At 69.8% G+C, this 24,396-nt stretch carries 21 protein-coding genes and 1 riboswitch; of the genes, 14 read left to right on the top strand and 7 right to left on the bottom strand.

Features of this window, described 5'->3' with window-relative positions:
• Positions 1–79 precede the first annotated feature (79 nt).
• On the top strand, positions 80–490 hold the full coding sequence (locus KA711_14030) for a hypothetical protein (protein ID MCM0610089.1): 411 nt from the start codon (positions 80–82) through the stop codon (positions 488–490).
• Here KA711_14030 and KA711_14025 read toward each other — a convergent pair.
• On the bottom strand, positions 413–1,582 hold the full coding sequence (locus tag KA711_14025; protein MCM0610088.1) for an IS4 family transposase: 1,170 nt from the start codon (positions 1,580–1,582) through the stop codon (positions 413–415). The genes KA711_14030 and KA711_14025 overlap by 78 nt on opposite strands.
• 164 nt (positions 1,583–1,746) lie before the next feature.
• Here KA711_14025 and KA711_14020 point away from each other — a divergent pair, with 164 nt between their 5' ends.
• Together KA711_14020 and KA711_14015 are read left to right on the top strand one after the other, a co-directional pair.
• Positions 1,747–3,459: a S9 family peptidase gene (locus tag KA711_14020; protein ID MCM0610087.1), complete on the top strand. Its 1,713-nt coding sequence runs from the start codon at positions 1,747–1,749 to the stop codon at positions 3,457–3,459.
• Positions 3,460–3,732: 273 nt separating this feature from the next.
• A complete protein-coding gene (locus KA711_14015) occupies positions 3,733–4,734 on the top strand; it encodes a Bug family tripartite tricarboxylate transporter substrate binding protein (protein ID MCM0610086.1) in 1,002 nt (333 codons plus the stop codon).
• Positions 4,735–4,832: 98 nt separating this feature from the next.
• Here KA711_14015 and gcvP read toward each other — a convergent pair whose 3' ends face one another.
• From gcvP to gcvT, 3 genes are all read right to left on the bottom strand, one after another.
• On the bottom strand, positions 4,833–7,757 hold the full coding sequence (gene gcvP, locus KA711_14010; protein ID MCM0610085.1) for an aminomethyl-transferring glycine dehydrogenase: 2,925 nt from the start codon (positions 7,755–7,757) through the stop codon (positions 4,833–4,835).
• A 226-nt stretch (positions 7,758–7,983) separates the two neighbouring features.
• Entirely contained in the window at positions 7,984–8,358 is a 375-nt protein-coding gene (gcvH, locus tag KA711_14005) for a glycine cleavage system protein GcvH (GenBank protein ID MCM0610084.1), read from the bottom strand.
• Positions 8,359–8,391: 33 nt separating this feature from the next.
• Entirely contained in the window at positions 8,392–9,531 is a 1,140-nt protein-coding gene (gcvT, locus tag KA711_14000) for a glycine cleavage system aminomethyltransferase GcvT (protein MCM0610083.1), read from the bottom strand.
• Positions 9,532–9,596: 65 nt separating this feature from the next.
• Positions 9,597–9,707, bottom strand: a riboswitch (glycine riboswitch).
• A 114-nt stretch (positions 9,708–9,821) separates the two neighbouring features.
• Between gcvT and KA711_13995 the strand changes: the two genes are divergently transcribed.
• Positions 9,822–11,138, top strand: coding sequence for a CoA-binding protein (locus tag KA711_13995; GenBank protein MCM0610082.1), 1,317 nt, complete (start codon positions 9,822–9,824; stop codon positions 11,136–11,138).
• On the top strand, positions 11,135–12,418 hold the full coding sequence (locus KA711_13990; protein MCM0610081.1) for an O-acetylhomoserine aminocarboxypropyltransferase/cysteine synthase: 1,284 nt from the start codon (positions 11,135–11,137) through the stop codon (positions 12,416–12,418). Before KA711_13995 ends, KA711_13990 begins: the two co-directional genes overlap by 4 nt.
• Before the next feature lie 87 nt (positions 12,419–12,505).
• Here the strand turns inward: KA711_13990 and KA711_13985 are convergent, their stop codons facing one another.
• On the bottom strand, positions 12,506–13,327 hold the full coding sequence (locus KA711_13985) for a methyltransferase (GenBank protein MCM0610080.1): 822 nt from the start codon (positions 13,325–13,327) through the stop codon (positions 12,506–12,508).
• A gap of 2 nt (positions 13,328–13,329) precedes the next feature.
• Positions 13,330–13,977, bottom strand: a complete 648-nt coding sequence (locus KA711_13980; protein ID MCM0610079.1) for a glutathione S-transferase family protein — start codon at positions 13,975–13,977, stop codon at positions 13,330–13,332.
• A gap of 117 nt (positions 13,978–14,094) precedes the next feature.
• On the opposite strand from KA711_13980, the gene KA711_13975 reads away from it, so the two are divergent.
• Entirely contained in the window at positions 14,095–14,991 is an 897-nt protein-coding gene (locus tag KA711_13975; GenBank protein ID MCM0610078.1) for a LysR family transcriptional regulator, read from the top strand.
• Between the two features lie 22 nt (positions 14,992–15,013).
• Here KA711_13975 and KA711_13970 read toward each other — a convergent pair whose 3' ends face one another.
• On the bottom strand, positions 15,014–15,757 hold the full coding sequence (locus KA711_13970; protein MCM0610077.1) for a hypothetical protein: 744 nt from the start codon (positions 15,755–15,757) through the stop codon (positions 15,014–15,016).
• A 165-nt stretch (positions 15,758–15,922) separates the two neighbouring features.
• On the opposite strand from KA711_13970, the gene KA711_13965 reads away from it, so the two are divergent.
• The 8 genes from KA711_13965 to KA711_13930 all read left to right on the top strand — a co-directional run bounded on the left by KA711_13965 (position 15,923) and on the right by KA711_13930 (position 24,329).
• The gene (locus KA711_13965; GenBank protein MCM0610076.1) at positions 15,923–16,630 is read left to right on the top strand and encodes a GntR family transcriptional regulator; all 708 of its coding nucleotides are present in this window, start codon (positions 15,923–15,925) and stop codon (positions 16,628–16,630) included.
• Positions 16,627–17,373: an Asp/Glu racemase gene (locus KA711_13960; protein MCM0610075.1), complete on the top strand. Its 747-nt coding sequence runs from the start codon at positions 16,627–16,629 to the stop codon at positions 17,371–17,373. The genes KA711_13965 and KA711_13960 overlap by 4 nt, the downstream gene beginning before the upstream one ends.
• Before the next feature lie 53 nt (positions 17,374–17,426).
• Entirely contained in the window at positions 17,427–19,103 is a 1,677-nt protein-coding gene (locus KA711_13955; protein MCM0610074.1) for an ABC transporter substrate-binding protein, read from the top strand.
• Between the two features lie 112 nt (positions 19,104–19,215).
• On the top strand, positions 19,216–20,169 hold the full coding sequence (locus tag KA711_13950) for an ABC transporter permease (protein ID MCM0610073.1): 954 nt from the start codon (positions 19,216–19,218) through the stop codon (positions 20,167–20,169).
• A 35-nt stretch (positions 20,170–20,204) separates the two neighbouring features.
• Positions 20,205–21,116, top strand: a complete 912-nt coding sequence (locus KA711_13945) for an ABC transporter permease (GenBank protein MCM0610072.1) — start codon at positions 20,205–20,207, stop codon at positions 21,114–21,116.
• Complete coding sequence (locus KA711_13940) at positions 21,116–22,129, top strand: ABC transporter ATP-binding protein (GenBank protein MCM0610071.1); 1,014 nt, start codon at positions 21,116–21,118, stop codon at positions 22,127–22,129. The genes KA711_13945 and KA711_13940 overlap by 1 nt, the downstream gene beginning before the upstream one ends.
• Positions 22,126–23,154 (top strand): ABC transporter ATP-binding protein, encoded by a 1,029-nt coding sequence (locus KA711_13935; protein MCM0610070.1) that lies wholly within the window; start codon positions 22,126–22,128, stop codon positions 23,152–23,154. Before KA711_13940 ends, KA711_13935 begins: the two co-directional genes overlap by 4 nt.
• Positions 23,151–24,329, top strand: a complete 1,179-nt coding sequence (locus tag KA711_13930) for an amidase (protein MCM0610069.1) — start codon at positions 23,151–23,153, stop codon at positions 24,327–24,329. The genes KA711_13935 and KA711_13930 overlap by 4 nt, the downstream gene beginning before the upstream one ends.
• The last annotated feature ends 67 nt before the right edge of the window (positions 24,330–24,396 follow it).

Genomic DNA, 24,396 nt, shown 5'->3' with positions numbered 1-24,396 from the left:
TAGCACGCGGCCGAAAAAGGGGCCAACAACACAGCGGCCAACGAGTAAGGGGCTAACGACAATGACGAGACGTCTTCGCTTGCGCAACGGCCTCGGTGTGTTTTTGGGTCTGCTTTGCTCGGCAGCTTGGGCCCAAACGCCGGTGTTGGACCGTTCGCCTGCTACAGTTGCAGCAGCAGCCGCCGCGAACTTGCCCGCCGAGGCCTTCTTCAAGAACCGGGACGTGCTTGATGCGCAGTTGTCACCTTCGGGAACTCAACTGGCGCTCACCACGGCGGCAGGCGTCAAGCGAGTGGCGTTGGCGGTCGTCGAACTGGCGCCTGGCGGCAAGGCGGTCCGAGTGGCCCACTTCATCGACGTCGATGTGGTGGAGTTCAGTTGGGTCAACAACAACCGCCTCACTACTGTCCGGTTAAAAGTCGAACAAATTCAATTGGTTAGCGGCGTCGGGCATGTCGGTCTGGGACGCATCGGCCTGCAAGGCGCATGAAACCTCGGTTTTCTCGAAGACCGACACCGACAAGATCTGTAGACATGTGTAGAGCGAGGCATCGAGTTGAAGCTCCTTCTTGACGATGGCGATGAGCACGTAGGTGGCCACGGCGCACCACACCTGCGTCTTCACCGCGTTCTCGCTGTTGCCGAGAAACTTCTTGATGCGCAGATGCTGCTTGATCCATTTGAAGAACAACTCGACCTGCCAGCGACTCTTGTACAACGAGGCAATCGTCAGCGCCGGCAAGGCCGTGTTGTTGGTCAGGAAGATCAGCGTCTTGCCCGTCTCGGGGTCCTTGAATCGAACACGCCGCAGGTGCTCGGGATACTTTTTGGCCGAGTAGTGGCCGTTGAGCATGACCTGCTGGTCGCTGATGATGCCGGTGCTGCGATCGGTCGCAGCCGAGTAGACACGCCTGGCGTCCATCGGCGACTTGGCGCGCGTGACGAAGAAGGCGCCGGCCTGATGCAACGCATACAACCGTGCGAAGTCGACATAGCCGCGATCCATCACGTAGAACGCGCCAGGCTCGAAGGCCAGCATGTCCAGCACGTTCACGTCGTGCAGCTTGCCGTCGCTGATGTGGATGAACGCGGGAATCGCGCCGCGCAGGTCCAGCAGCGTGTGCAGCTTGATGGCGGCCTTGGTCGAGCGAAACGGCGCCCAGTCGAACAAATTCAGGCACAGATCGATGGTGCTGGAGTCCAGCGCATACACCGTGTTGTCCAGATCGACGCCGAGCGAATCGTTCGCATACAGCGTGCGTGCACGCCGGATCAACAAGGCGGCCAAGTCCGACCAGATGCGCCAGTCGCGCGATTCGTTGGCGTCGGCCAGCGTGGAGCGCTTGACCGCCGAACGAAAGCCCATCGCATACAGCTTGCCGGCATTCGCCGACAGACTGGCCTCGATGTCGCGCAAGCTTTCGCGCCAAGTCAATTGCGCGAAGGCCATGGCGCGGAACTGCTCGGCGCACGACAGCGTGCGCACGCCCGCGTTGCCTCCATGGCGCTGCACGATGCGCGCGAAGCTGGTCCATGGAACGAACTCCATGACCTGAGCAAACAAGGTCTTGCCGATATGCACGCGCTTCCCCAGAGGCAGTCAAGCCCGGGAAAGTACGCGGTTTTACAGAAACGAAGTTCAAATCGGCACCAAACAAAATCGGCCTACAGCCCGCACCAATGCTTGATCTCAGGCTCGGTGCAAGTCATTTAACCGGACAGTAGTGCAACCGCCTGATCTTCAGCGTGGCCGATCTGGAGTCTGGCAGCGGCGAAGACCGCCGCTCGGCGCCCGGTCTGTATGGCGTCGATGCCGACGGCAAGAACCTGCGCCAGCTGGTGGCGCGCGGTTCGGAGCCGATCGTGGTGGAAGGACGCATCACGCGCGACGTCTTGCCCTACAACCACGTGCTGCTGAAGGTGCCGCTGCCCGAGTCTGGCATTGAAGCCGACGAGGTCCTTGTCGGGAGGTTGATCTTCGACGTCCACAACGACATCAGCGAGGTGTTGCCACTGCGGCTGAACACCCGCAACGGCAGAACGCGCCTGATGGACCTGGATGCGCCGCGCGGCACCGTGGGCTGGCTCTTTGACAGTGCCGGTGAGGCCCGCGTTGCCGTCGCGCGGCGGCAAGGACAGCAATTGATTCATTGGCGTGGCCCTGGCCAGACGGCATGGCAATTGCTGAACCAGGCGGACTCGTTGCGTGCTCCCTTCAGCCCCCACCATGTGGACGACGCCGGCAACCTGTACGTGACGCAGCGCCGGGGTCCGGAGGGCTATGGCGAGCTGGTCCAGTACGACTTCGATCGCCACGAGCCCGCACAGGCCGCCTGGATATCCACGCCCGGTTTCGACTACAGCGGCACGGTTCTCCTCACCAGGCGAGGTGGTTCTGCGGCCGGCGTGCGCGTCGTGACCGACGCAGAGCAGACGGTGTGGTTCGACCCGAAGATGAAGGCCTTCCAGGCGCTGGTGGACGAGCGCTTGTCGGGCACTGTCAACCGCATCAGCTGCCGGCGCTGTGGTGAACCGAACATGGTGGCGCTGGTGCACCAGTTCTCCGACCGGCACCCTGGGCAGCTCTGGGTCTACACGGCGGCCGACCAGCGGTGGCTCGGCGTGGCCCAGGTCAATGCAGGCATCGACCCGCGGCTGATGGCCTCCGTCGACCTTCAGCGCATCAAGGCGCGTGATGGGCGTGATCTGCCCGTGTGGTTGACCGTGCCCATCGGCCGCCAAGCGGGGCGCCCGGGCCCGGCTGTGGTGTTGGTGCACGGCGGGCCCTGGGTTCGCGGGGGCCACTGGAAGTGGAGCGAAACCGAGCAGTTCCTGGCCTCGCGCGGCTATCTGGTCATCAGTCCGGAATTCAGAGGCAGCCAGGGCTACGGTCAGGCGCACTTCGAAGCCGGGTGGAAGCAGTGGGGCCGCGCCATGCAGGACGACGTGGCCGATGCCGTGCTCTGGGCCCAGGCGCAGGGCTTGGCCGACAAGCGGGTGTGCATCGCTGGCGCCAGCTATGGCGGCTACTCCACGCTGATGGGTCTGGTACGCCACCCGGAGCTGTACCGCTGCGGTGTCGCCTGGGTGGCTGTGACCGATCCCTTTCTCTACCTTGAAGGGTCTTGGTGGATCAGCGACGACATCAGCAGGTCGGGTCGTCGCTACTTGTTGCCGCAGATGGTCGGTGACCCCAGGGCCGATGCGGACATGCTGACCAGTGTGTCGCCCGTGGCCCAGGCAGACCGGATCCTCGCCCCCTTGCTGCTGGCCTTTGGCCAAGCCGATCAGCGTGTGCCCCTGGCCCATGGCAAACGCCTGCGCGACGCTCTGCAAAAGGCCGGGCGTGACCCGCTGTGGGTGGTCTACCCCGACGAGGGCCACTCCTGGCGGCTGCCAGAAACCAGAGCCGACTTTGCCCGGCGCATGGAGAGGTTTCTCGCCGAGCACTTGAAGTAAGGCTCCTGGAGGCGGTCAGTTCCCTGCCGCCAAGCGCCGCCCACGCTCCTAGAGTTCGATTCGTCCCATTGGCCGTATGGGCGCCGGGGCGTATCGCGACACTGCTGTCCAAGCGCTGTATGGTGAGCGGCGTTTGACTGAAGTGGCGGTGTGCAGCGTCGCCTTGACTGCTGGCTAGTCACTGGCCAACGTTAGACAAACTCAGGCGGGCCATGGGCATAGACTGCAACCGCCACCCGCACCCCACAACACCACTTTCCAACGGAGACTCGCATGCTCAAACACCGTCGTCACCTGCTGGGCCTGGCTGCTGCCGCGCCTGTTTCGGCCCTTCTGTCTGGCCGCGCCTATGCGCAGGCGCAGGCCGCTGCGCCGCTGGAACGCGCGGTCATCTACGCCGGCTTCGCGCCCGGCGGCACCGCGGATGTGACGGCCAGACGTATTGGCGAGAAGCTTCAAGGCCCGTATGCAAGGTCCGTGCAGGTGGAAAACCGCACCGGAGCAGGTGGTCAGATCGCGCTCACGGCCCTGAAGACCGCGCCGGCCGATGGCAGCACCCTGATCGTCACCCCGATGTCGATGCTGGGCATCTACCCGCACACCTACAAGAAGCTGCCCTATGACCCGGTGGCTGACTTCCAGCCCGTGTCGCAAGCGGTGCAGTTCGACTTCGCCATCGCCGTGGGCCCCGCCGTGCCCGAGTCGGTGAGGACCCCGGCCGAGTTTGTCGCCTGGGCGAAGGCCAATCCTGCTGGGCAGGCCTTTGGTTCGCCGGCGGCAGGCTCCGGCCCGCACTTCCTGGGCGAACTCTATGGCCGCGCGGGTGGCGTGCCGCTGCGTCACATCCCCTACCGCGGCACACAGCCCGCCATCCTGGACATGCTGGGCGGCCAGTTGCCTTCGGTGTGCGGGCCGGTGGGCGAGTTCCTGCCCCACCTGGCCACCGGCAAGGTGCGCATCCTGGCCACATCGGGCAACTCACGCAGCCGCTTCACGCCCAACGTGCCCACGTTTGCAGAACAGGGTTTCCGCGACCTGGTGCTGGATGAGTGGTTCGGCATTTTTGTCCCGGGCAAGACCCCGATGGACATCGTCAACCGGCTCAACGCGGCCGTCCGCGCCGCGCTGGCGATGCCCGATGTGATCGCCGGCCTGGGTCAGATGGGGCTGGTGCCTGCGCCATCATCCCCTGCGGAGCTGGCTGCCTTGCTCAAGCGCGACACCGATCGCTGGGGCCCGCTGGTCAAGACCATCGGCTTCACCGCTGATTCCTGACGGCAGCCCGCGCGCGCGGGCTGGGCATGGCTCAGTCCGCGCGCCTCGCCTTGGGCAGATCATGCGAGCCGGTGGCCCTTCACCGGGGCACCGGCCGTTCAGGCCTCGCCGTACTCGCTCATCGGCACGCAGCTGCAGAACAGGTTGCGGTCGCCGTGCACGTTGTCGACACGGCCCACGGGCGCCCAGTACTTCTGCCGCTTCAGGCCCGGCACCGGGTAGGCGGCCACTTCGCGTGAATAGGGGCGTGCCCACGCGCCGCTGATGAGGCTGGCGGCCGTGTGCGGCGCCTGCTTCAGCGGGTTGTCGTCCTGCGGCCAGATACCCTGCTCGACCTTCGCGATCTCGCCGCGGATGGCGATCATGGCGTCGCAGAAGCGGTCCAGCTCGGCCAGCGGCTCGCTCTCGGTGGGCTCCACCATCAGCGTGCCGGCCACCGGAAAGCTCAGCGTCGGTGCGTGGAAGCCGTAGTCGATGAGCCGCTTGGCCACGTCTTCGGCGCCCACGCCCGTGGTCTTGGCCAGCGGGCGCACATCCAGGATGCACTCGTGCGCCACGCCGCCGCCCTTGAGGCCGGGCACGCCGCCGCTGAAGTGGATCTCGTAGTGGTCGGCCAGGCGCGCGGCCACGTAGTTGGCCGAGAGGATGGCCGTCTCGGTGGCGTGGGTCAGGCCCTCGGCGCCCATCATGCGCACGTACATCCAGCTGATGGGCAGCACCGCGGCGTTGCCCAGCGGCGCGGCGCTCACCGCGCCCACCGGCGTCTGCACCCCCGTGGCCGTGGCATGGCCGGGCAGGAAGGGCACGAGGTCCTCGACCACGCACACCGGCCCCACGCCCGGCCCGCCACCGCCGTGCGGGATGCAGAAGGTCTTGTGCAGGTTGAGGTGGCTCACGTCGCCGCCGAACTCGCCCGGCGCGGCCACGCCCACCAGCGCGTTCATGTTGGCGCCGTCCACGTACACACGCCCGCCGTGGGCGTGCACCGTGGCGCAGAGCTCCTTCACCTGCGGATCGAACACGCCGTAGGTGCTGGGGTAGGTGATCATCACCGCGGCCAGGTCGCTGGTGTGCTTCTCGCACTTGGCGGTGAGGTCGGCGAGGTCGACGTTGCCGGTGGCGTCGCACTTCACCACCACCACGCTCATGCCCACCATCTGCGCGCTGGCCGGGTTGGTGCCGTGGGCGCTTTCGGGGATCAGGCACACATGCCGGTGGCCCTGGCCTCGCGCGCGTTGCCAGCCGCGAATGGCCAAGAGGCCCGCATACTCACCCTGACTCCCGGCGTTGGGCTGCAGGCTGATGCCCGCATAGCCCGTGGCCTGCGTGAGCCAGCCGCGCAGCTGTGCGTCGAGCTCGGCATAACCCGCCAGCTGGTCAGCCGGTGCAAACGGGTGCACGCTCGCGAACTCGGGCCAGGTCACGGGGATCATCTCGCTCGTGGCGTTGAGCTTCATCGTGCACGAGCCCAGCGGAATCATGCTGCGGTCGAGCGCCAGGTCCTTGTCGGAGAGGCTGCGGATGTAGCGCAGCATCTGCGTCTCGGAGTGGTGCGTGTTGAACACCGGGTGCGTGAGGAAGGCGCTGGTGCGGCGCAGCGCGGCCGGGATCAGCGGCTCGATGCCCTTCTCGAAGGCCTCGAAGGTGGGCAGCGCCTGGCCGGGTGCGGCAAACACGCGCCACAGCGCGGCGATGTCGTCGCGCGTGGTGGTCTCGTCGAGCGTGATGCTGAGCCAGGCGGCGCCCCACTCGCGGTAGCGGCGGATGTTCATGCCGGCGGCCAGCGCACGGTCAACGAACTCGCCAGAGCGGCCCTCGGTCTTGAGCGTGATGGTGTCGAAGGCCGAATCCCCATGCGGCTTGAAGCCCAGCTGCGCCAGGCCCTCGGCCAGGATGGCCGTGTAGCTGGCCACACGCCGCGCGATGCGCTTCAAGCCCTCGGGGCCGTGGTAGACGGCGTACATGCTGGCGATCACGGCCAGCAGCACCTGCGCCGTGCAGATGTTGCTGGTGGCCTTTTCGCGGCGGATGTGTTGCTCGCGCGTCTGCAGCGCCAGGCGGTAGGCCGGGGCGCCGTGGCTGTCGATGCTCACGCCCACCAGGCGGCCGGGCAGGCTGCGCTTCCACTCGTCGCGGCAGGCCATGTAGGCGGCGTGCGGGCCGCCACCGCCCATCGGCACGCCGAAGCGCTGCGTGTTGCCCACCACGATGTCGGCGCCCCATTCACCGGGCGGCGTGAGCAGCGTCAGCGCCAGCAGGTCGGCGCAGGTGATGAAGGCCGCGCCCACCGCGTGCGCGCGCGCCACGTCGGCGCGCCAGTCGGTGATCGTGCCGTGCGTGGCGGGGTAGCCCACGATGACGGCGAAGAAGTCGCCCCCGGCGATGAGTTGCTCCCACTCAGCAGCCGAATTGGCGATCTTGACCGTCAAGCCCAGCGGCTCGGCACGCGTCTGCACCACCTCGATGGTCTGCGGGTGGCAGTCGCCGGCCACGATGAGCGTGTCGCTCTTGCTCTTCACCGAGCGCCTGGCCAGGGTCATGGCCTCGGCGGCGGCCGTGGCCTCGTCCAGCATGCTGGCGTTGGCGATCGCCATGCCGGTGAGCTCGCAGACCATGGTCTGGAAGTTCACGAGGGCCTCCATGCGGCCCTGGCTGATCTCGGCCTGGTAGGGCGTGTAGGCGGTGTACCAGGCCGGGTTCTCGAGGATGTTGCGCAGGATGACGCCCGGCGTGTGCGTGCCGTGGTAGCCCTGACCGATGAAGTTCTTGAGCACGCGGTTCTTGGCGGCGATGGCCTTGAGCTCGGCCAGCGCGGCAGCTTCGCCCACCGGCGCCGGCAGCTGCATCGGCTGCGCACGCGCGATGCTGCGCGGCACGACGGCCTCGATGAGGGCGCGGCGGCTGGCCGCACCGATGACGCTGAGCATGTGTCGCTCGTCGTCTTCAAAGGGGCCGATGTGGCGGGCGACGAACTCGCTGGGGTTCTCGAGTTCGCCGAGGGGCTTGAGGGCGGACATCAGCATGGCTTGTGTGGGTGAGGGTGGGCGACCACCGTTCGCACTGGGTTGGCCTAAGTGCCCGAGGGTCGGGACCGGACTTCGACAGGCTCAGCCCGATCCTTCGACAGGCTCAGGATGGGCGGGTGGGCTTCGACAGGCTCAGCCCGATCCTTCGACAGGCTCAGGACGAGCGGGTGGGCTTCGACAGGCTCAGCCCGAGCGGGATGGGCTCGGTTCGAACGGGTTGGGATCAGAGGGTTTTCAGCAGCGCGTCGTAGGCCGGCGGGTCCATCAGCTGGTCGAACTCGGCCATGTCGGCGACCTTGACCTTGAAGAACCAGCCCTTGCCCAGCGGGTCGGCGTTGGCCAGCGACGGGTCGTCCCTCAGTGCGGTGTTGACCTCGACGACCTCGCCGCTGACGGGCATGTAGAGGTCGGCTGCGGCCTTGACGCTCTCGACCACGCCCGCGACCTCGCCCTTCTGGAGCGTCTTGCCGACCTCGGGCAGGTCGACGAAGACCACATCGCCCAGCGCGTCCTGCGCGTGGTGCGTGATGCCGACGACGGCGGCGAGGTGGTCTTCGATGTTGATCCACTCGTGGTCGGGCGTGTACATCGTGGTCATGGCGGGGCTCCTGAGGGGCGAGTTGAAGGGGGTTCAGCGCTTGTAGCGGTGCGGGTGGAAGGGCATCGGGGCGACGGCCATCGGCACGCGCTTGCCGCGCACCTCGGCCATCAGCGCCGTGCCGGGGCCGGCCAGCGCAGCCGGCACATAGGCCATGGCGATGCAGCGGTTGACGCTGGGGCCCAGCGTGCCGCTGCACACCGTGCCGGCGGGGGTGCCGTTGGTGTCGAACAGCAGCGTGCCTTCGCGTACCGGCACTCGCTCCAAGCCCACGAGGCCCACGCGCAGGCGCGGTGCGCCAAGGGCGAGATGGCGGTCGATGAGCGCGGCACCCGGGTAGCCACCCGCGCGTGCACCACCGGCGCGGCGCACCTTCTGGATGGCCCATTGCAGGCCGGCCTCGATGGGGCTGGTGGTGGTGTCGATGTCGTGGCCGTACAGGCACAGGCCGGCTTCCAGGCGCAGCGTGTCGCGCGCGCCCAGGCCGGCGGGCTGGACCTCGGGCTCGCCCAGCAGCGCGCGCGCCAGCGGCACGGCCTGCGCCTCGGGCACGCTGATCTCGAAGCCGTCCTCGCCCGTGTAGCCGCTGCGGGTGACGAAGCACTCGATGCCGGCCAGCGCGAAGCGCCCGCCGCTCATGAACACCAGATCCGCCACCGCGGGGTTGAGCCGCGCCAGCGCGTTCACCGCCATAGGGCCCTGCAGCGCCAGCAGCGCGCGCTCCGGCATGGGGACGACGCGGCAGCGGCTGCCGATATGGCGCTGCAGGTGCGCGATGTCCTCGGCCTTGCAGCCGGCGTTGACGACGAGGAAGAGGTCGCCGAAGCCCGCGGCCGCATCCGCCGGCTGCGGCCTGACGATCATCAGGTCGTCGAGCAGGCCGCCGGCCTCGTTGGTGAAGAAGGCGTAGCGCTGGCGGCCGGGCGCCAGGCCCTGCACGTCCACCGGCACCAGCGTCTCCAGCGCCGCGGCCGCATCGGCAGCTTCCAGGCGCAGCTGGCCCATGTGAGAGACGTCGAACAGCGCCGCCGATTCGCGGCACTGCTTGTGCTCGGCCATCAGGCCGGCGGGGTACTGCACGGGCATGGCGTAGCCCGCAAAGGGCACCATGCGGGCGCCGAGTTCGAGGTGCAGTGTGTGCAGCGGGGTCTGGAGCAGGGCGGTGTCGGGCATGCGGGCCAGGGGGTGGTGAGGGCAGGGGTGCTCACCGCCGGGCCGTGACGCCCATCGATGAACCCGTGGCCCTCGCTGTCCGCTTTACCTGAGAGATTCGGCCACCGCCGGTTCCGGTGCGCCTTGCCCCTTCGGTGGGCTGCCGCTGGGGGCAACCTCTCTCCAGTGAGGTGGGAGCCAGTCCTTTTGCCTGAGCGTTGTGCAGCGCCTTCGGCGGCCTCGTTCACCCGCTGGTGCCTTGGCTCTCTCCTGACCCAGTCAGTGTATCAGCGGCTGGCATCATCCGTGGCATGAGCATGCCCGATCACACGCCCGATCACCCCGCCGAACCCGACCTCGCCGTCGCCTTTGCCAGGCTGATGGACCGCCACCGTTCCATCCGCGCCTACAAGCCCGACCCGCCGCCCGGGGGCCTGGTCGACACGGTGCTGGCACAGGCTCTGCAGGGCGGCAGTTCCAGTGGCAACCTCAACCTCGTCTCGGTGGTGAAGACGCAGGACGCCGAGCGCCGCCGCGCGCTGTGGGCGCTGCATGGCGAGCAGGACATGATCCTGCAGGCCCCGCTGGTGCTGACCTTCTGCGCCGACAGCCACCGCACGCGCGCCTGGCTGGCGCAGCGCAGCGCGCGGCTGGGCTTTGCCGATCTGGTGAGCTGGCACACCGCCGCTTTCGACGCGATGATCCTGTCGCAGAACGCGGCGCTGGCCTTCGAGAGCCACGGCCTGGGCATCTGCTACATGGGCACCACGCTGTTCTCGATGCGCGGCATCGCCGAGCTGCCTGGAGCTGCCCGAGAACGTGCTGCCCGTCACCAGTCTGGTGGTGGGCTGGCCCGACGAGGCGCCCGCCCAGCGCGACCGCCTGCCGGCCACCGCCTGGATCCACGACGAGCGCTACACGCCGCCCACGCCCGAGCGCATCGACGCCGACTTCGCGCTGCGCGAGGTGCGCGGCCGCGAGCGCTACCTGTCGTTCAGCCCGCAGATGGCGGCGCGCTGGCAGGAGCACAGCATCACATCGCTCGCGCAGTACTACACGAGCCCGCTCAAGTACGACCCCGACCGTTTTGCAGAGTTCTCGGCCGACATCGAGGCGCTCCTGGCCGAGCGCGGCTGGCGGCGCAGCCCGGGCGCGTGAGCATGGCCGCGCCCGACGACGCCACGCTGAGGCGCATCCTGCGCGACTGCCGCACCATCGCCGTGGTGGGGCTCTCGGCCGATTGGAACCGGCCCAGCTGCTTCGCCGCCAGCTACCTGCAGGGCAAGGGCTACCGCATCGTGCCGGTCAACCCCAAGGCCGAGTCGATCCTCGGTGAGCGCTGCTACGCGCGGCTGGAGGACATCCCGTTCGTGGTGGACATGGTCGACGTGTTCCGCAAGCCGGCCGACGTGCCGCCGATTGCCGCCAGCGCCGTGGCCATCGGCGCCAAGTGCCTGTGGCAGCAACTGGGCGTGATGAACGCCGAGGCCGACGCCACTGCACGTGCGGCGGGGCTGGATTCGGTGATGGACCGCTGCGTGAAGATCGAGCACGCTCGGCTGTACGGTGGCCTGCACTGGGCGGGCGTGAACACGGGCGTGATCTCATCGAAGAGGAGGCTTGCATGAGCCAGCGCCGCTTCCACCCCGAGACCCTGGCCATCCACGCCGGCCAGGTGCCCGACCGCGAGACCGGCGCCCGCGCGCTGCCGATCTACCAGACCACCAGCTTCGTGTTCGACAGCGCCGAGCACGCGGCGGCGCTCTTTAACCTGCAGACCTTCGGCAACGTCTACTCGCGCCTGTCCAACCCCACGGTGGCGGCGCTGGAGGAACGTGTGGCCGCGCTGGAAGGCGGCCGCGCCGCCGTGGCCTGCGCCAGCGGCATGGCGGCGGAAGCGATGGCGCTGATGACGCTGCTGCAGGCCGGCGACCACGTGGTGGCGGCCGGTGCGCTGTACGGCGGCAGCGTGACGATGCTGTCGGTGAACCTGGCCAAGTTCGGCATCGAGACCAGCTTCGTCGATGCCACGCGGCCCGAGGCCTGGGCCGCCGCGGTGAAGCCCCACACGCGCGCCTTCTTCGCCGAGACCCTGGGCAATCCCAGCCTCGTGGTGCTGGACATCGCGGCCGTGGCCGACGTGGCCCACGCCCACGGCGTGCCGCTCATCGTGGACAACACCGTGCCCAGCCCGGCGCTGTGCAACCCCATCGCGCTGGGCGCCGACATCGTGGTGCACAGCGCCACCAAGTACCTGGGCGGCCACGGCACCACGCTGGCCGGCGTGGTGGTGGAAAGCGGCCGCTTCCCCTGGGACAACGGCAAGTTCCCGGGCATGACAGAGCCCAGCCCCGGCTACCACGGCGTGAAGTTCTACGAGACCTTCGGCGACTTCGGCTTCAGCATGCGCTGCCGCATGGAGACACTGCGCGTGTACGGCGCCGCGCTCAGCCCGATGAGCGCATGGCAGGTGCTGCAGGGCGTGGAGACGCTGCCGCTGCGCATGGAGCGCCACAGCGCCAACGCGCTGGCCGTGGCGAGCTTTCTGCAGGCCGATCCGCGCGTGAGCTTCGTCAACTACCCCGGGCTGCCCGGCCACGCGCAGCACGCGCTGCTGCGGCGGCAGATGAAGGCGGGCTCGGGCCTGCTCGCCTTTGGCGTGAAGGGTGGTGCCGAGGCGGGCGTGAAGTTCATCGAGGCGGCGCAGTTCATGAGCCACCTCGTCAACATCGGCGACACGCGCACGCTGGTCAGCCACCCGGCCAGCACCACGCACCGGCAGCTTTCGCCCGAGCAGCAACGCGCGGCCGGTGTCACGCCCGAGATGGTGCGCCTGTCGGTGGGCCTGGAGCACATCGACGACATCCTCTGGGACATCGACCAGGCGCTGGCGGCGGCCAGCGGCTGAGCACCTCGCCGCGCCGGGCTGCCGACGCCACGACGACGGGCCGCTCGGGAGCCCATGTGCCGGGCGCAGCCCGGCCCTGCTGGGGGCTCAGAAGAAGGCCATCGTCCGCACCTCGATGCTCTCCCGCTTCGGCGCGTCGGGCGGCGTGTGCGGATCCTCGAAGGCGCTGTGGCCCATGAAGCGGGCACGACCGTCGGTCTCGCTGTCGTAGGTCTTCAGCAGCAGCGCGTCGCTGGCCTCCATCTGCGGGAAGTAGACCCAGCGGTGCTTCGGCGAGTACCGCATCACGTAGATCTCGCCGGTGCGCTCGCGGTACTTCAGGTCCATGCGCAGCATGTCGCCCTCGTCGTGCGTGGTGGCGTCGACCATCGCCAGCGGAAGTTCCTCGACGCGGCGGTACAGCGGCTTCCACACGTTGTAGAAGGCCACGCGGCGCTGCAGGAGTTCGTCGGCGTCGCCGGGCACGATGTCGCGCACGCGCTGCGGGCCGCTCTTCACCGTGTAGTCGCTGTGCACCAGCATCACGGCGGGGCGCTGCACGGTCGTCTGCTGCTTCAGGTCGGCCGGCAGGCGCTTGCGGATCGTGTGGTCGAACACCTCGACCCGCCCCGCGCCGGTGTGCCGCTTCACGAAGTCGACGACCTGCGCGTAGAACACCCGCTTGATCGAGTCGTCGTCGTCGAACTGGTCGAAGCGCGCGCCGAACGGGTGGATCTCGAAACCCTCCCGGTCGACGCGGAACTGCTCCGCGCGCGGCCAGCCGTTCTCGATCAGCACCTCGTGCACGTCGGTGCCCGGTGGGTTCAGCCGGGTGCCCGGATCCGGCTCGTAGAAGTAGTAATCGGGGGGGCTGCCGTTGTCGACGGTGTAGTTCATCGTCGCGCGGACATCGCGCGGGTCGGGCTTCACGGTCAGGCCGCCTTCCGGGTGGTGAAGCCCTCGCCGACCCAGGTCTTCTGCCAGCTCGGGAGGGCCTCGATGTCGGCCATCCAGCGGCGCACGTTCGGGTGGTCGGCCAGCGGCAGCTTCTGCCAGCCGTGCAGGTGCATGGGCGCGGCCAGCGCGATGTCGGCAATCGTCGGGCCCGGCGTGCCGGCGCCCCACCGGTTCGCGGCCAGGCGAGCGTCCAGGATGCCGGCCAGCTTGTGGAAGTTCGCCTGCTGGGCGTCGAGCACCGCCGGGTCGGCCGCGCCGCCGAGCAGCGGCTTGACGCAGTTCTCGACGAGGAAGACGTAGCAGCTGGGGAACCAGTGCGAGCCCTCCCACTGCAGCCAGCGGTTGATGTCGCAGCGCGTCCTGACGTCCTTCGGGTAGTAGGCCTCCTTGCCGTTCATGTCGGCGGCGTACTGCAGGATGGAGTTCGACTCCCACAGGGTGTAGTCGCCGTCGGTCATCGCGGGGATCGACGCGTTCGGGTTGATCGCCATGTACTCGGGCGACTTCTGCTCGCCCTTGAAGTAGTCGACATGCTTGAGCTCGTACGGCACGCCCATCAGGTCGAGGCCGGCCAGCACCTTGCGGCAGTTGACCGTGATGGGGTCGGCGTGGATCGTGATCATCGTTTGTCTCCTGTTTGGGTCGTGGCGCGGTCGCTTGCCGCTAATCGCAGTCTCCCGGATTGATCTGTATCAAGGAAGCTGCTTCACTGCGAACCGGTTGTCCGCGAACTGGAAACAATGGCCATCTCCACCGACATGCTCGCGGCCTTCGTGAAGGTGTCCGAGCTGGCGAGCGTGAGTGCCGCCGCCGTCGAGCTCGGCGTCGGCAAGAGCGTGGTGAGCAAGCGGGTGGCGCAGCTCGAGGCGGCGGTCAAGGCAACGCTGTTCTCGCGCAGCACGCGGCGCATCGCGCTCACGGCCGCCGGGGAGGCCTACCTCGACTTTGCCCGCCGTGCGCTGCGCGAGGTGGCCAGTGCCGAGGAGCGCCTGCGCGACCTGCGCGTGGAGCTGACAGGACAGATCCGCCTGACCGCCCCGGTCTCCTGGGGCCAGCACGTGCTGGCCAAGCGGCTGCCCGACTTCCTGCGGCTGCACCCCGCGATCGAGATCGAGCTGCACCTCGCCGACCGCCTGATGGACGTGGCGGCCGAGCGCATCGACCTCGCGCTGCGCTGGACCACGCTGCCCTCGCAGGAGCTCACCGCGACCCCGGTCGCCGAGGTGGACTGGGTGATCGCGGCGGCGCCTTCCTACCTGGCCGCGGCCGGCGGCGCGCCGCAGACGGCTGCCGAGCTCGCCCGCCACCCCTGCCTGTCGTACTGGCGCGAGAGTTCCGACGACACCTGGACGCTGTTCGAGGGCGGCGCCTCGCACGCCGTGCGGGTGGGCAGCCGCTACCACGTCAACAACCCCGACGCGGTGGTCGATGCGGCGCTGGCCGGCCTCGGCATCGCCCTGCTGCCAGGGTACGTGTGCCGGACGGCGCTCGACGACGGCCGGCTGCGGCGCGTGCTTCCGCACTGCGTGCCGCTGACCAAGTTCGGCACCCGCATCACCGCGTTCTCCACCCCAGAGCGCACGCGGCTGGCGCGCATCCAGGCGCTGCTCGCCTTCCTGCGCACGCAGCTCGGCTGACCCCGCCCGCCGCCCGGGCCTGCTACGTCGCCACGCGCGTGCAGGTGAAGAAGCCGTTGAGCGTGAGCCGACCCCGGCGCGGGTCGTCGCTGAGCACGCCCGCGGGGCCGTTGTCGCTGCAGTGGAACACGCCGCCGTCGTAGAACACGGCGCGGTTGAAGCGGGCCGGCACCTGCAGCACGCGCTCGAAGTAGGCGTTGCTGTCGTGCATGTAGCCGGGGTGCACGTTCCAGCGCTGGATGAAGGTCGCGGCGTCGAGCTGCCCCGAGTCCTGCACCATGCGCTCGATCTCGTCCATGGATCGCGTGGGGCGGTACAGGCTGGTGCCACCGAACGAGGCATCGTGGAACAGGTACAGCACCGAGGCGGCGCGCAGGCTGCGCGGGTCGCGGCCCGGGTCGTCGCGGTGGCAAAACCACTGCCGGGGCTGCAGCGCGTCGGCCGGCAGGGTCACCATCGACAGCCGGCAGTCGATACGCAGCGACCTGCGCCCGCCCAGCAGGGCCCGCACGTGTTCGCGGAACCAGTCGTCGAGCAAGCCCGTCACGGCCGGCGGCATCCACAGCTCCAGCCCGGGGTAGGCGCTGTTGCCGGGCGCCTGGAAGTGATCTCGCCACATCACCGCCAGTTCCACCATCGCCTGCGGGTTGAGCAGGAAGTCGTCGACCACCAGGCACAGCTTCCCCGGCAGGTGCACCGGGTCGAGCGGCACCGCCTCGATGCGGGCCCCGGGGTTGAAGCGTGGCAGGAAGTCGCGCAGGTCCATGGCGTCCGCATTCTCGCCGTGGACGCGTGCGGGTAAGTCCCAGGGGCTGCACCCACTTGGCGCGGATGCACCAATCCGATACAAAGCCTGCATCGTTTTGTATGCAATCTTCCGGGCCGATGGTGTGCGAGGCCCGGCACGGCGATTGCGTGGCGGGAGCCACCGATGAGCGCAGTCCTGTCCGACGCCGACATCCACGCCCGCCTGGCCGAGGCCATGCTCGACCAGCGCCTGGCGCCGGGCCAGCGCCTGCGCGAAGACGAGCTCGGCCAGGCCTTCGGCGTGTCGCGCACGCGCATCCGGCAGGTGCTGATCCGCCTGGCCAGCGAGGACCTCGTCACCTTGGTGCCCAACGCCGGCGCGCGCGTGGCCGAGCCCACCCCCGACGAGGCGCGCGAGGTCTTCGCCGTGCGCCGCCTGCTCGAGCCCGAACTGCTGGCCGCCTTCGTGGCCCGAGCCACCGCGGCCGACCTGCGCGCGCTGCAGGGCTGGATCCGCGACGAGGAGCGCGCGCGCGCCGACGGCCGCCGCCACGACGCCATCCGCCACGCAGGCGCCTTTCACCTGCACGTGGCCGATCACGCTGGCAACCGCACGCTGGCGCGGCTGCTGCGACCGTTGGTGATGCGCACCTCGCTCGTGCTGCTGCGCTACGGGCCGCAGGACATCCGCGACGGCGGCGACGCCAGCTGCGACTGCCGCGAGCACCGCAGCATCCTGGCCGCCATCAAGCTGCGCGACGGGGCGGCCGCCGGCCGCGCGATGGTGCAGCACCTGTCGCGGCTGGAGTCGCAGCTGCAATTCGGGGCGCCCGAGCGCGCCGCGCCGGGGCTGGCCATGCTGCTGGGGCTGGCCGATGGGGCCCACGCGTGAGCACGCTGCTGCTGCTCAACCCCAACACCAGCGCCGAGGTGAGCGCGCTGCTGGAGCGCCACGCCGCGCCCGTGGCGCAGGCCGCCGGGCTGCGGCTGGCCGTGGCCACGGCGCGATTCGGCCCGCGCTACATCACCGGCGAGGCCGGCGCCGCGGTGGCGGGCCATGCGGCGCTGGACGCCTACGCCGCCCACGTGCAGGCGCGGGGCCGGCCGGCGGCCGTGTTGCTGGCCTGCTTCGGCGACCCCGGCCTGTTCGCGCTGCGCGCCACGGCCGGCGTGCCCGTGCTCGGCCTGGCCGAGGCGTCCATGCTGGCGGCGGCCCGCCATGGTCCCTTCGTCGTCGTCACCGGGGGCGCGGCCTGGGTGCCGATGCTGCAGCGGCTGGCCACGCTGCTGCCGCTGCCCGCGCCGCTGCTGGGCGTGCAGGCCGTGCCCCGCAGCGGGGGCGAGATGGCCGCCGACCCTGCCGGGGCCGTCGAACTGCTGCACGCCGCCGCGCGCGACGCCTTGCAGCGATGGCCCGCGGCGCGCGCCGTGCTGCTGGGCGGCGCCGGCCTTGCCGGCCTGGCCGCACCGCTGGCCGGGCGGCTGCCGTGCCCGGTGCTCGACAACCTCCAAGAGGCGCTGCACGCCGGCGTGGCCGCCGCGCAGCCCCTGGCGCAGACCCCGTCCCGGGCTCCCGAGCCCGGCCCCTGGGTGGGCCTGTCGCCCGAACTCAGCGCCTGGCTGCAGCCGGGCTGAGCTGGCATGCCGTTTGCCTTTCTTTTTTAATCCATTCACCAGGAGAGAGCCCGATGAAGCGCATCCCCACCCCTCGCCCCGTTCACGCCCGCCGTGCTGCCGCCGGCCTGGTGCTCGGCCTCGGCACGCTGGCGGCGGCGCTGGCCCTGCCGGCGCACGCACAGGAGAAGCTGCTGCGCATCGCGATGACGGCCGCGGACATCCCGCGCACGCTCGGCCAGCCCGACCAGGGCTTCGAGGGCAACCGCTTCACCGGCATCCCGATGTACGACGCGCTCACGCACTGGGACCTCTCCAAGGCCGATGCCCCGAGCGTGCTGATTCCGGGTCTGGCGCTGAGCTGGGCCGTGGACGCCAAGGACAAGACGAAGTGGGTGTTCAAGCTGCGCCCGGGCGTGAAGTTCCACGATGGCAGTGACTTCAACGCCGACGCCGTGGTGTGGAACGTGCGCAAGGTGCTCGACAAGGACGCGCCGCACTTCGACGCCAGCCAGGTGGGCGTCACCGCCAGCCGCATGCCCACGCTGCGCAGCGCGCGCAAGATCGATAACCTCACGGTCGAACTGACCACCAGCGAGCCGGATTCCTTCCTGCCGCTGAACCTGACCAACCTGTTCATGGCCAGCCCCGCGCACTGGCAGAAGAAGTTCGACGCCGCCCCCGGCGCCACCCCGGCCGACAAGTCCAAGGCGGCGTGGACGGCCTTCGCGGCCGACGCCAGCGGCTCGGGCCCCTTCCGGATGGTGCGCTTCGTGCCGCGCGAGCGGCTGGAACTCGCGGCCAACAAGGCCTACTGGGACGCGAAGCGCGTGCCCAAGATCGACCGCGTCGTGATGCTGCCCATGCCCGAGGCCAACGCGCGCACGGCGGCGCTGCTGTCGGGCCAGGTCGACTGGATCGAGGCCCCGGCGCCCGACGCGATGGGCGCCATCCAGAACCGCGGCCACAAGATCTACTTCAACCAGCAGCCGCACGTCTGGCCCTGGCAGCTGAGCTTCGCCGAGGGCTCGCCCTGGCTGGACAAGCGCGTGCGCCACGCCGCCAACCTGTGCGTGGACCGCACCGGCCTGCTCAAGCTGCTGGGCGGCATGATGGGCATCCCCAAGGGCACGGTGCCGCCCGGCCACCCGTGGTGGGGCAACCCCAAGTTCGACATCAAGTACGACGTCGCCGCGGCGCGGCAGCTGATGACGGAAGCCGGCCACAGCGCCGCCAAGCCGCTGCGGGTGAAGGTGCAGATCAGCGCCAGCGGCTCGGGCCAGATGCAGCCCCTGCCGATGAACGAGTTCGTGCAGCAGAGCCTGAAGCAGTGCTTCTTCGACGTGCAGTTCGACGTCATCGAGTGGAACACGCTGTTCACCAACTGGCGCCGCGGCGCCAAGGACCCCACCGCCAACGGTGCCCACGCCATCAACGTGAGCTTCGCCGCGATGGACCCGTTCTTCGCGATGGTGCGCTTCACCAGCACCAAGACCTTCCCGCCCGTGAGCAACAACTGGGGCTACTTCGGCAACGCCGAGTTCGACAAGCTGATCGCCGACGCGCGCACCAGCTTCGACGACAAGGCCCGTGACGCGGCGCTGGCCAAGCTGCATGCCCGCATCGTGGAAGAGGCGCCGTTTGTCTGGATCGCGCACGACGTCGGTCCGCGTGCCATGACGGCCCGCGTGAAGAACGTGGTGCAGCCGCGCAGCTGGTTCATCGACATCGCGACCATGAGCATGGAATGACTCTGCGAAGCATCCTGGCACCCCCAAGCGGCCGCCGCGGAACCGGCTCTGCCGGGCCGTGGGCGGCGCCCCCCTGGGGGGGAAGCGCCGCAGGCGCTTCGGGGGGGGGGCTGTGATCGCCTACCTGCTGCGCCGCATCCTGTACACGCTGCCCATCATGGGCGGCGTGGCCCTGGTCTGCTTCGCGCTGGTGCACCTCGCGCCGGGCGACCCGCTGGTGTCGGTGCTGCCGCCCGACGCCAGCGCCGAGCTGCAGCAGCAGCTGCGCGCGCTCTACGGCTTCGACCGCAGCCTGCCCGAGCAGTTCGTCAGCTGGGTCTGGCGCGCGTTGCACGGCGACCTGGGCACCAGCATCGCCAGCAACCGCCCCGTCACCACCGAGGTGATGACCGCGGTGGTCAACACGCTGCGCCTGGCCGTGGTGGCCACGCTCATCGGTTTCTTCTTCGGCTGCCTGTTCGGCTTCGTGGCGGGCTACTTCCGCAACAGCTGGATCGACCGCGGCGCCTCGCTGCTCAGCGTGCTCGGCGTGAGCGTGCCGCACTACTGGCTGGGCATGGTGCTGGTGATCATCTTCGCGGCGCAGCTCAACTGGCTGCCGGCCACCGGTGCCGGCCCCGGCGGCAGTGGCGACTGGGCCTGGAATTGGGCGCACGTGCAGCACATGCTGCTGCCGGCCATCACCATGAGCGTCATCCCCATGGGCATCGTGGCGCGCACGGTGCGTGCGCTGGTGGCCGAGATCCTGGCGCAGGAGTTCGTGGTCGGGCTGCGCGCCAAGGGGCTCACCCACTTCGGCGTCTTCCGCCACGTCGTCAAGAACGCCGCGCCCACGGCCTTGGCCGTGATGGGGCTGCAGCTGGGCTACCTGCTCGGCGGCAGCATCCTCATCGAGACGGTGTTCGCCTGGCCGGGCACCGGCTTCCTGCTCAACAGCGCCATCTTCCAGCGCGACCTGCCGCTGCTGCAGGGCACCATCCTCGTGCTGGCGATGTTCTTTGTGGTGCTCAACGTCGTGGTGGACATCGTGCAGACCCTGCTCGATCCGAGGATCGCCAGATCATGAGTGCCGGCACACCCACGCCCGGTCCCTCGGGGTCGATGGCCGTTCGGGCCGAGCCTGTCGAGGCCCTCGCGGGCACTTCGACAAGCTCAGTGCGAACGGCGGCGCCGCCCTCGCGCGGCTACTGGGCCAGCACCGCGCTGCGCTTCGTCCGCGACCCGGTGGCGCTGTTCGCGCTGGCCGTGGTGCTGGTGCTGTTCACGCTGGCCGTGTTCGGGCCCTGGCTGGCGCCGGTCGACCCGACGCAATCGTCGATGCTGTCGCGCCTCAAGCCCATCGGCACCGAGGGCCACCCGCTGGGCACCGACGAACTCGGCCGCGACATGCTCAGCCGGCTGATGGTGGGCGCGCGGCTGAGCCTGTTCATGGGCATCACGCCGGTGGTGCTGGCCTTCTTCATCGGCAGCGCCATCGGCATACTGGCCGGTTACGCGGGCGGCGTCACCAACACGGTGATCATGCGCACGATCGACGTGTTCTACGCCTTCCCCAGCGTGCTGCTGGCCATCGCGCTGAGCGGCGCCCTGGGTGCCGGCATCGGCAACGCGCTGCTGAGCCTCACGATCGTCTTCATCCCGCCCATCGCCCGCGTGGCCGAGAGTGTCACGACGCAGGTGCGCACCCGAGACTATGTGGAAGCCGCGCGCGCCAGCGGGGCCGCCGCCTTCACCATCGTGCGCGTGCACGTGCTGGGCAACGTGCTGGGGCCGATCTTCGTCTACGCCACCAGCCTGATCGCCGTGAGCATGATCCTCGCCAGCGGCCTGAGCTTCCTGGGCCTGGGCGTGAAGCCGCCCGAGCCCGAGTGGGGCCTGATGCTGAACACGCTGCGCACCGCCATCTATGTGCAGCCCTGGGTGGCCGCGCTGCCGGGGGTGATGATCTTCATCACGTCCATCGCCTTCAACCTGCTGAGCGATTCGCTCCGCTCCGCCATGGACGTGAAGTGATGGCCGCACCCCTGCTCACGATCCAGGGCCTGGTGAAGCACTTCCCGCTGAAGAAGGACGTGCTCGGCCGCGGCGGCGGCGTGGTGCGCGCCGTCGACGGCGTGGACTTCCACGTGATGCCCGGCGAGACGCTGGGCGTGGTGGGCGAAAGCGGCTGCGGCAAGAGCACCACCGCGCGGCTGCTGATGCACCTGATCGAGCCCACGGCCGGCGAGGTGGTGTTCGAGGGGCGCAAGGTGGGCAGCCGCGACCTGCCCCTCAAGGAATACCGCCGCCAGGTGCAGATGGTGTTCCAGGACAGCTACGCGAGCCTGAACCCGCGCCTGACCATCGAGGACAGCATCGCCTTCGGCCCGCAGGTGCACGGCGTGCCCACCCGCGAGGCCGTGGAGCGCGCGCGCAGCCTGCTGGCCAAGGTGGGGCTGGAGCCCGGGCGCTTTGCCGAGCGCTACCCGCACGAGCTGTCGGGTGGCCAGCGCCAGCGCGTGAACATCGCGCGGGCGCTGGCGCTGCAGCCGCGCGTGGTGATCCTCGACGAGGCCGTCTCGGCGCTGGACAAGAGCGTCGAGGCGCAGGTGCTGAACCTGCTGCTCGACCTGAAGGATGAGTTCGGCCTGACCTACGTGTTCATCAGCCACGACCTGAACGTGGTGCGCTTCATCTCCGACCGCGTGATGGTGATGTACCTGGGCGAGGTGGCCGAGATCGGTGCCTCGGAGTCGCTGTTCGAGACGCCGCGCCACCCCTACACCAAGGCGCTGCTGTCCAGCATGCCGAGCATGGACCCCGACCACCGCACGCTCGAGGCGCCGCTGGCCGGCGACCCGCCCAACCCCATCAACCCGCCGGCCGGCTGCCGCTTCCACCCGCGCTGCCCGCGGGCTGAAGCCGTGTGTGGGCAGCGCCCGCCGTCGCGCACGGGCATCGCGGCAGGGGGCGTGGCCTGCCTGATCCACGAAGCCGGCAGCGGCCATTCGGCCTCTTCCGGCGCAGCCGCGCAGGAGGCCGCATGAACGCCGCGCCGGGCGCGCCGCCGCTGGTCGACCTCCGCGACCTCACCGTCACCTTCACCGGTGGCCGGGCGCCGGTGCGCGCCGTCAACGGCGTGAGCCTGCGGGTGCGGCGCGGCGAGACCGTGGCGCTGATCGGCGAGAGCGGCTCGGGCAAGAGCGTCACCTTGCGCACGCTGCTGATGCTGCACGCGGCCCGGCGCACGCAACTCGGCGGCCAGGCCCTGGTGGCTGGGCAGGACGTGCTGACGATGCGCGAGGGGCCGCTGGCCGACTTCCGTGGCAAGGTCGTGAGCATGATCTTCCAGGAGCCGCTGCTGGCGCTGGATCCGGTCTACACCGTGGGGCAGCAGATCGTCGAGTCGATCCGCCGCCACGAGCCGGTGAGTGCGGCCGAGGCGCACGCGCGGGCGTTGGCGCTTTTCGAGCGCGTGCGCATCCCGAGCCCCGAGCGCCGACTGGCCGCCTACCCGCACGAGATGAGCGGTGGCATGCGCCAGCGCGCAATGATCGCGCTGGCCCTGGCCTGCAACCCGCAGCTGCTGCTGGCCGACGAGCCCACCACGGCGCTCGATGCCACGGTGCAGATCCAGGTGCTGATCCTGCTGCGCGAGCTTCAGCGCGATCTCGGGCTGGGCATCGTTTTTGTCACGCACGACATCGGCGCCGCGCTCGAGGTGGCCGACCGCATCGCGGTGATGTATGCCGGCCGCATCGTCGAGGAGGGCACGGCGCGCGAGCTGATCCGCGCGCCGCGTCATCCCTACACGCTGGCGCTGCTGGGCAGCCGCGCGCACGGTGCCATGGCCAGGGGGCAGCGGCTGGTGACGATCGGCGGCTCGCCGCCCGACCTGAGCCGCCTGCCGCCGGGCTGTGCCTTTGCCGAGCGTTGCGCCTGGGCGCAGGATGCCTGCCGCACCACCCCGCCCGAGGTGGTGGAGATTGCCCCCGGCCACCGCGCCCGCTGCCTGCGCACCGAGGCCACGGCCGGTGCCGCGGCCTCGCTCACCCACGCTGCTGCACCATGATCCACGACCCCGCCCACGCCTTCGTGCCCTATCCCGCCGCGCCCGTGCCCTCGGCCGGCACCGGCCCGCTCGCGGGGCTCACCTTCGCGGCGAAGGATCTGTTCGACGTCGCCGGCTACCCCACCGGCGGCGGCAGCCCCATCGTGCTGGCGATGTCGGGCATCAAGACGCGCACCGCGCCCACCGTGCAGCGGCTGCTCGACGCGGGTGCGCGATTCGTGGGCAAGACGGTCACCGACGAGCTGGCCTTCAGCATGAACGGCCAGAACGCGCACTTCGGCTCCCCCATCAACGGCGCGGCGCCGCAGCGGATCAGCGGCGGTTCGTCGTCGGGCTCGGCCTCGGCGGTGTCGAACCGCCTGTGCGACCTTGCCTTGGGCACCGACACCGGCGGCAGCGTGCGCGCGCCGGCCAGCCACTGCGGCCTGCTGGGCCTGCGGCCCACGCACGGGCGTGTGAGCCTGCATGGCGCGCTCGATCTCGCCCCCAGTTTCGACACCTGCGGCTGGTTCACGCGCGACGCGCAGACCTTCGCCCGCGTGGCCGACGTGCTGCTGGGCGCCGACCCCGTGCCCGCCCCGACGCGGCTGCTGTGGCCCACCGACCTGTGGGCGCTGCTGGCCCCCGCGGCCGAGCCCACCGCGCGGGCGGCGGCCGAGCGCGCGCAGACCGTGCTGGGCCGTGCCGAGCCGATGACGGTGGTGCTGGAATCGCTCGACGCGATGTACTGGCATTTCCGCCACCTGCAGGGCCGCGAGGCCTGGACGACCGACGGCCCGCTCATCGAACGCTACGCACCGCCGCTGGGCCCCGGGGTGGCCGAGCGATTCGCGTTCAGCCGCGGCGTGACGGACGCGCAAGTGGCCGAGGCGACGGCCTTCCGTGCTCGGTTCACGGCGCACCTGGAGGCGCTGCTGGGCACCGACGGCGTGCTGCTGCTGCCCACCATGCCCGACATCGCGCCGCTGCGCAGTGACACCGACGCAGCCCTCGAGGACTACCGCAACCGCGCCATCCGGCTGCTGTGCGCGGCGGGGCTGGCCGGGTTGCCGCAACTGAGCCTGCCGCTGGCGGGCCGCGACGGCGCGCCGATGGGGCTGAGCCTGCTCGGCCCCCGCGGAAGCGACCGCGCGTTGGTCGCGATGGCCGAGCGGCTGGAGGCGGCGACAGGCTGACTGGCGGCTGCGTCGAGCCCAGTGTCCGACGAGCTTCGGTTGGTTCAGGCAGGCTGGTCGAAGACTG

This window comes from Ideonella sp. WA131b, assembly GCA_023657425.1.
Taxonomy (GTDB): Bacteria; Pseudomonadota; Gammaproteobacteria; order Burkholderiales; family Burkholderiaceae_C; genus Rubrivivax.
Note: the sequence above shows the minus strand (reverse complement) of the source record. Positions and strands in the feature narration are given on the sequence as shown.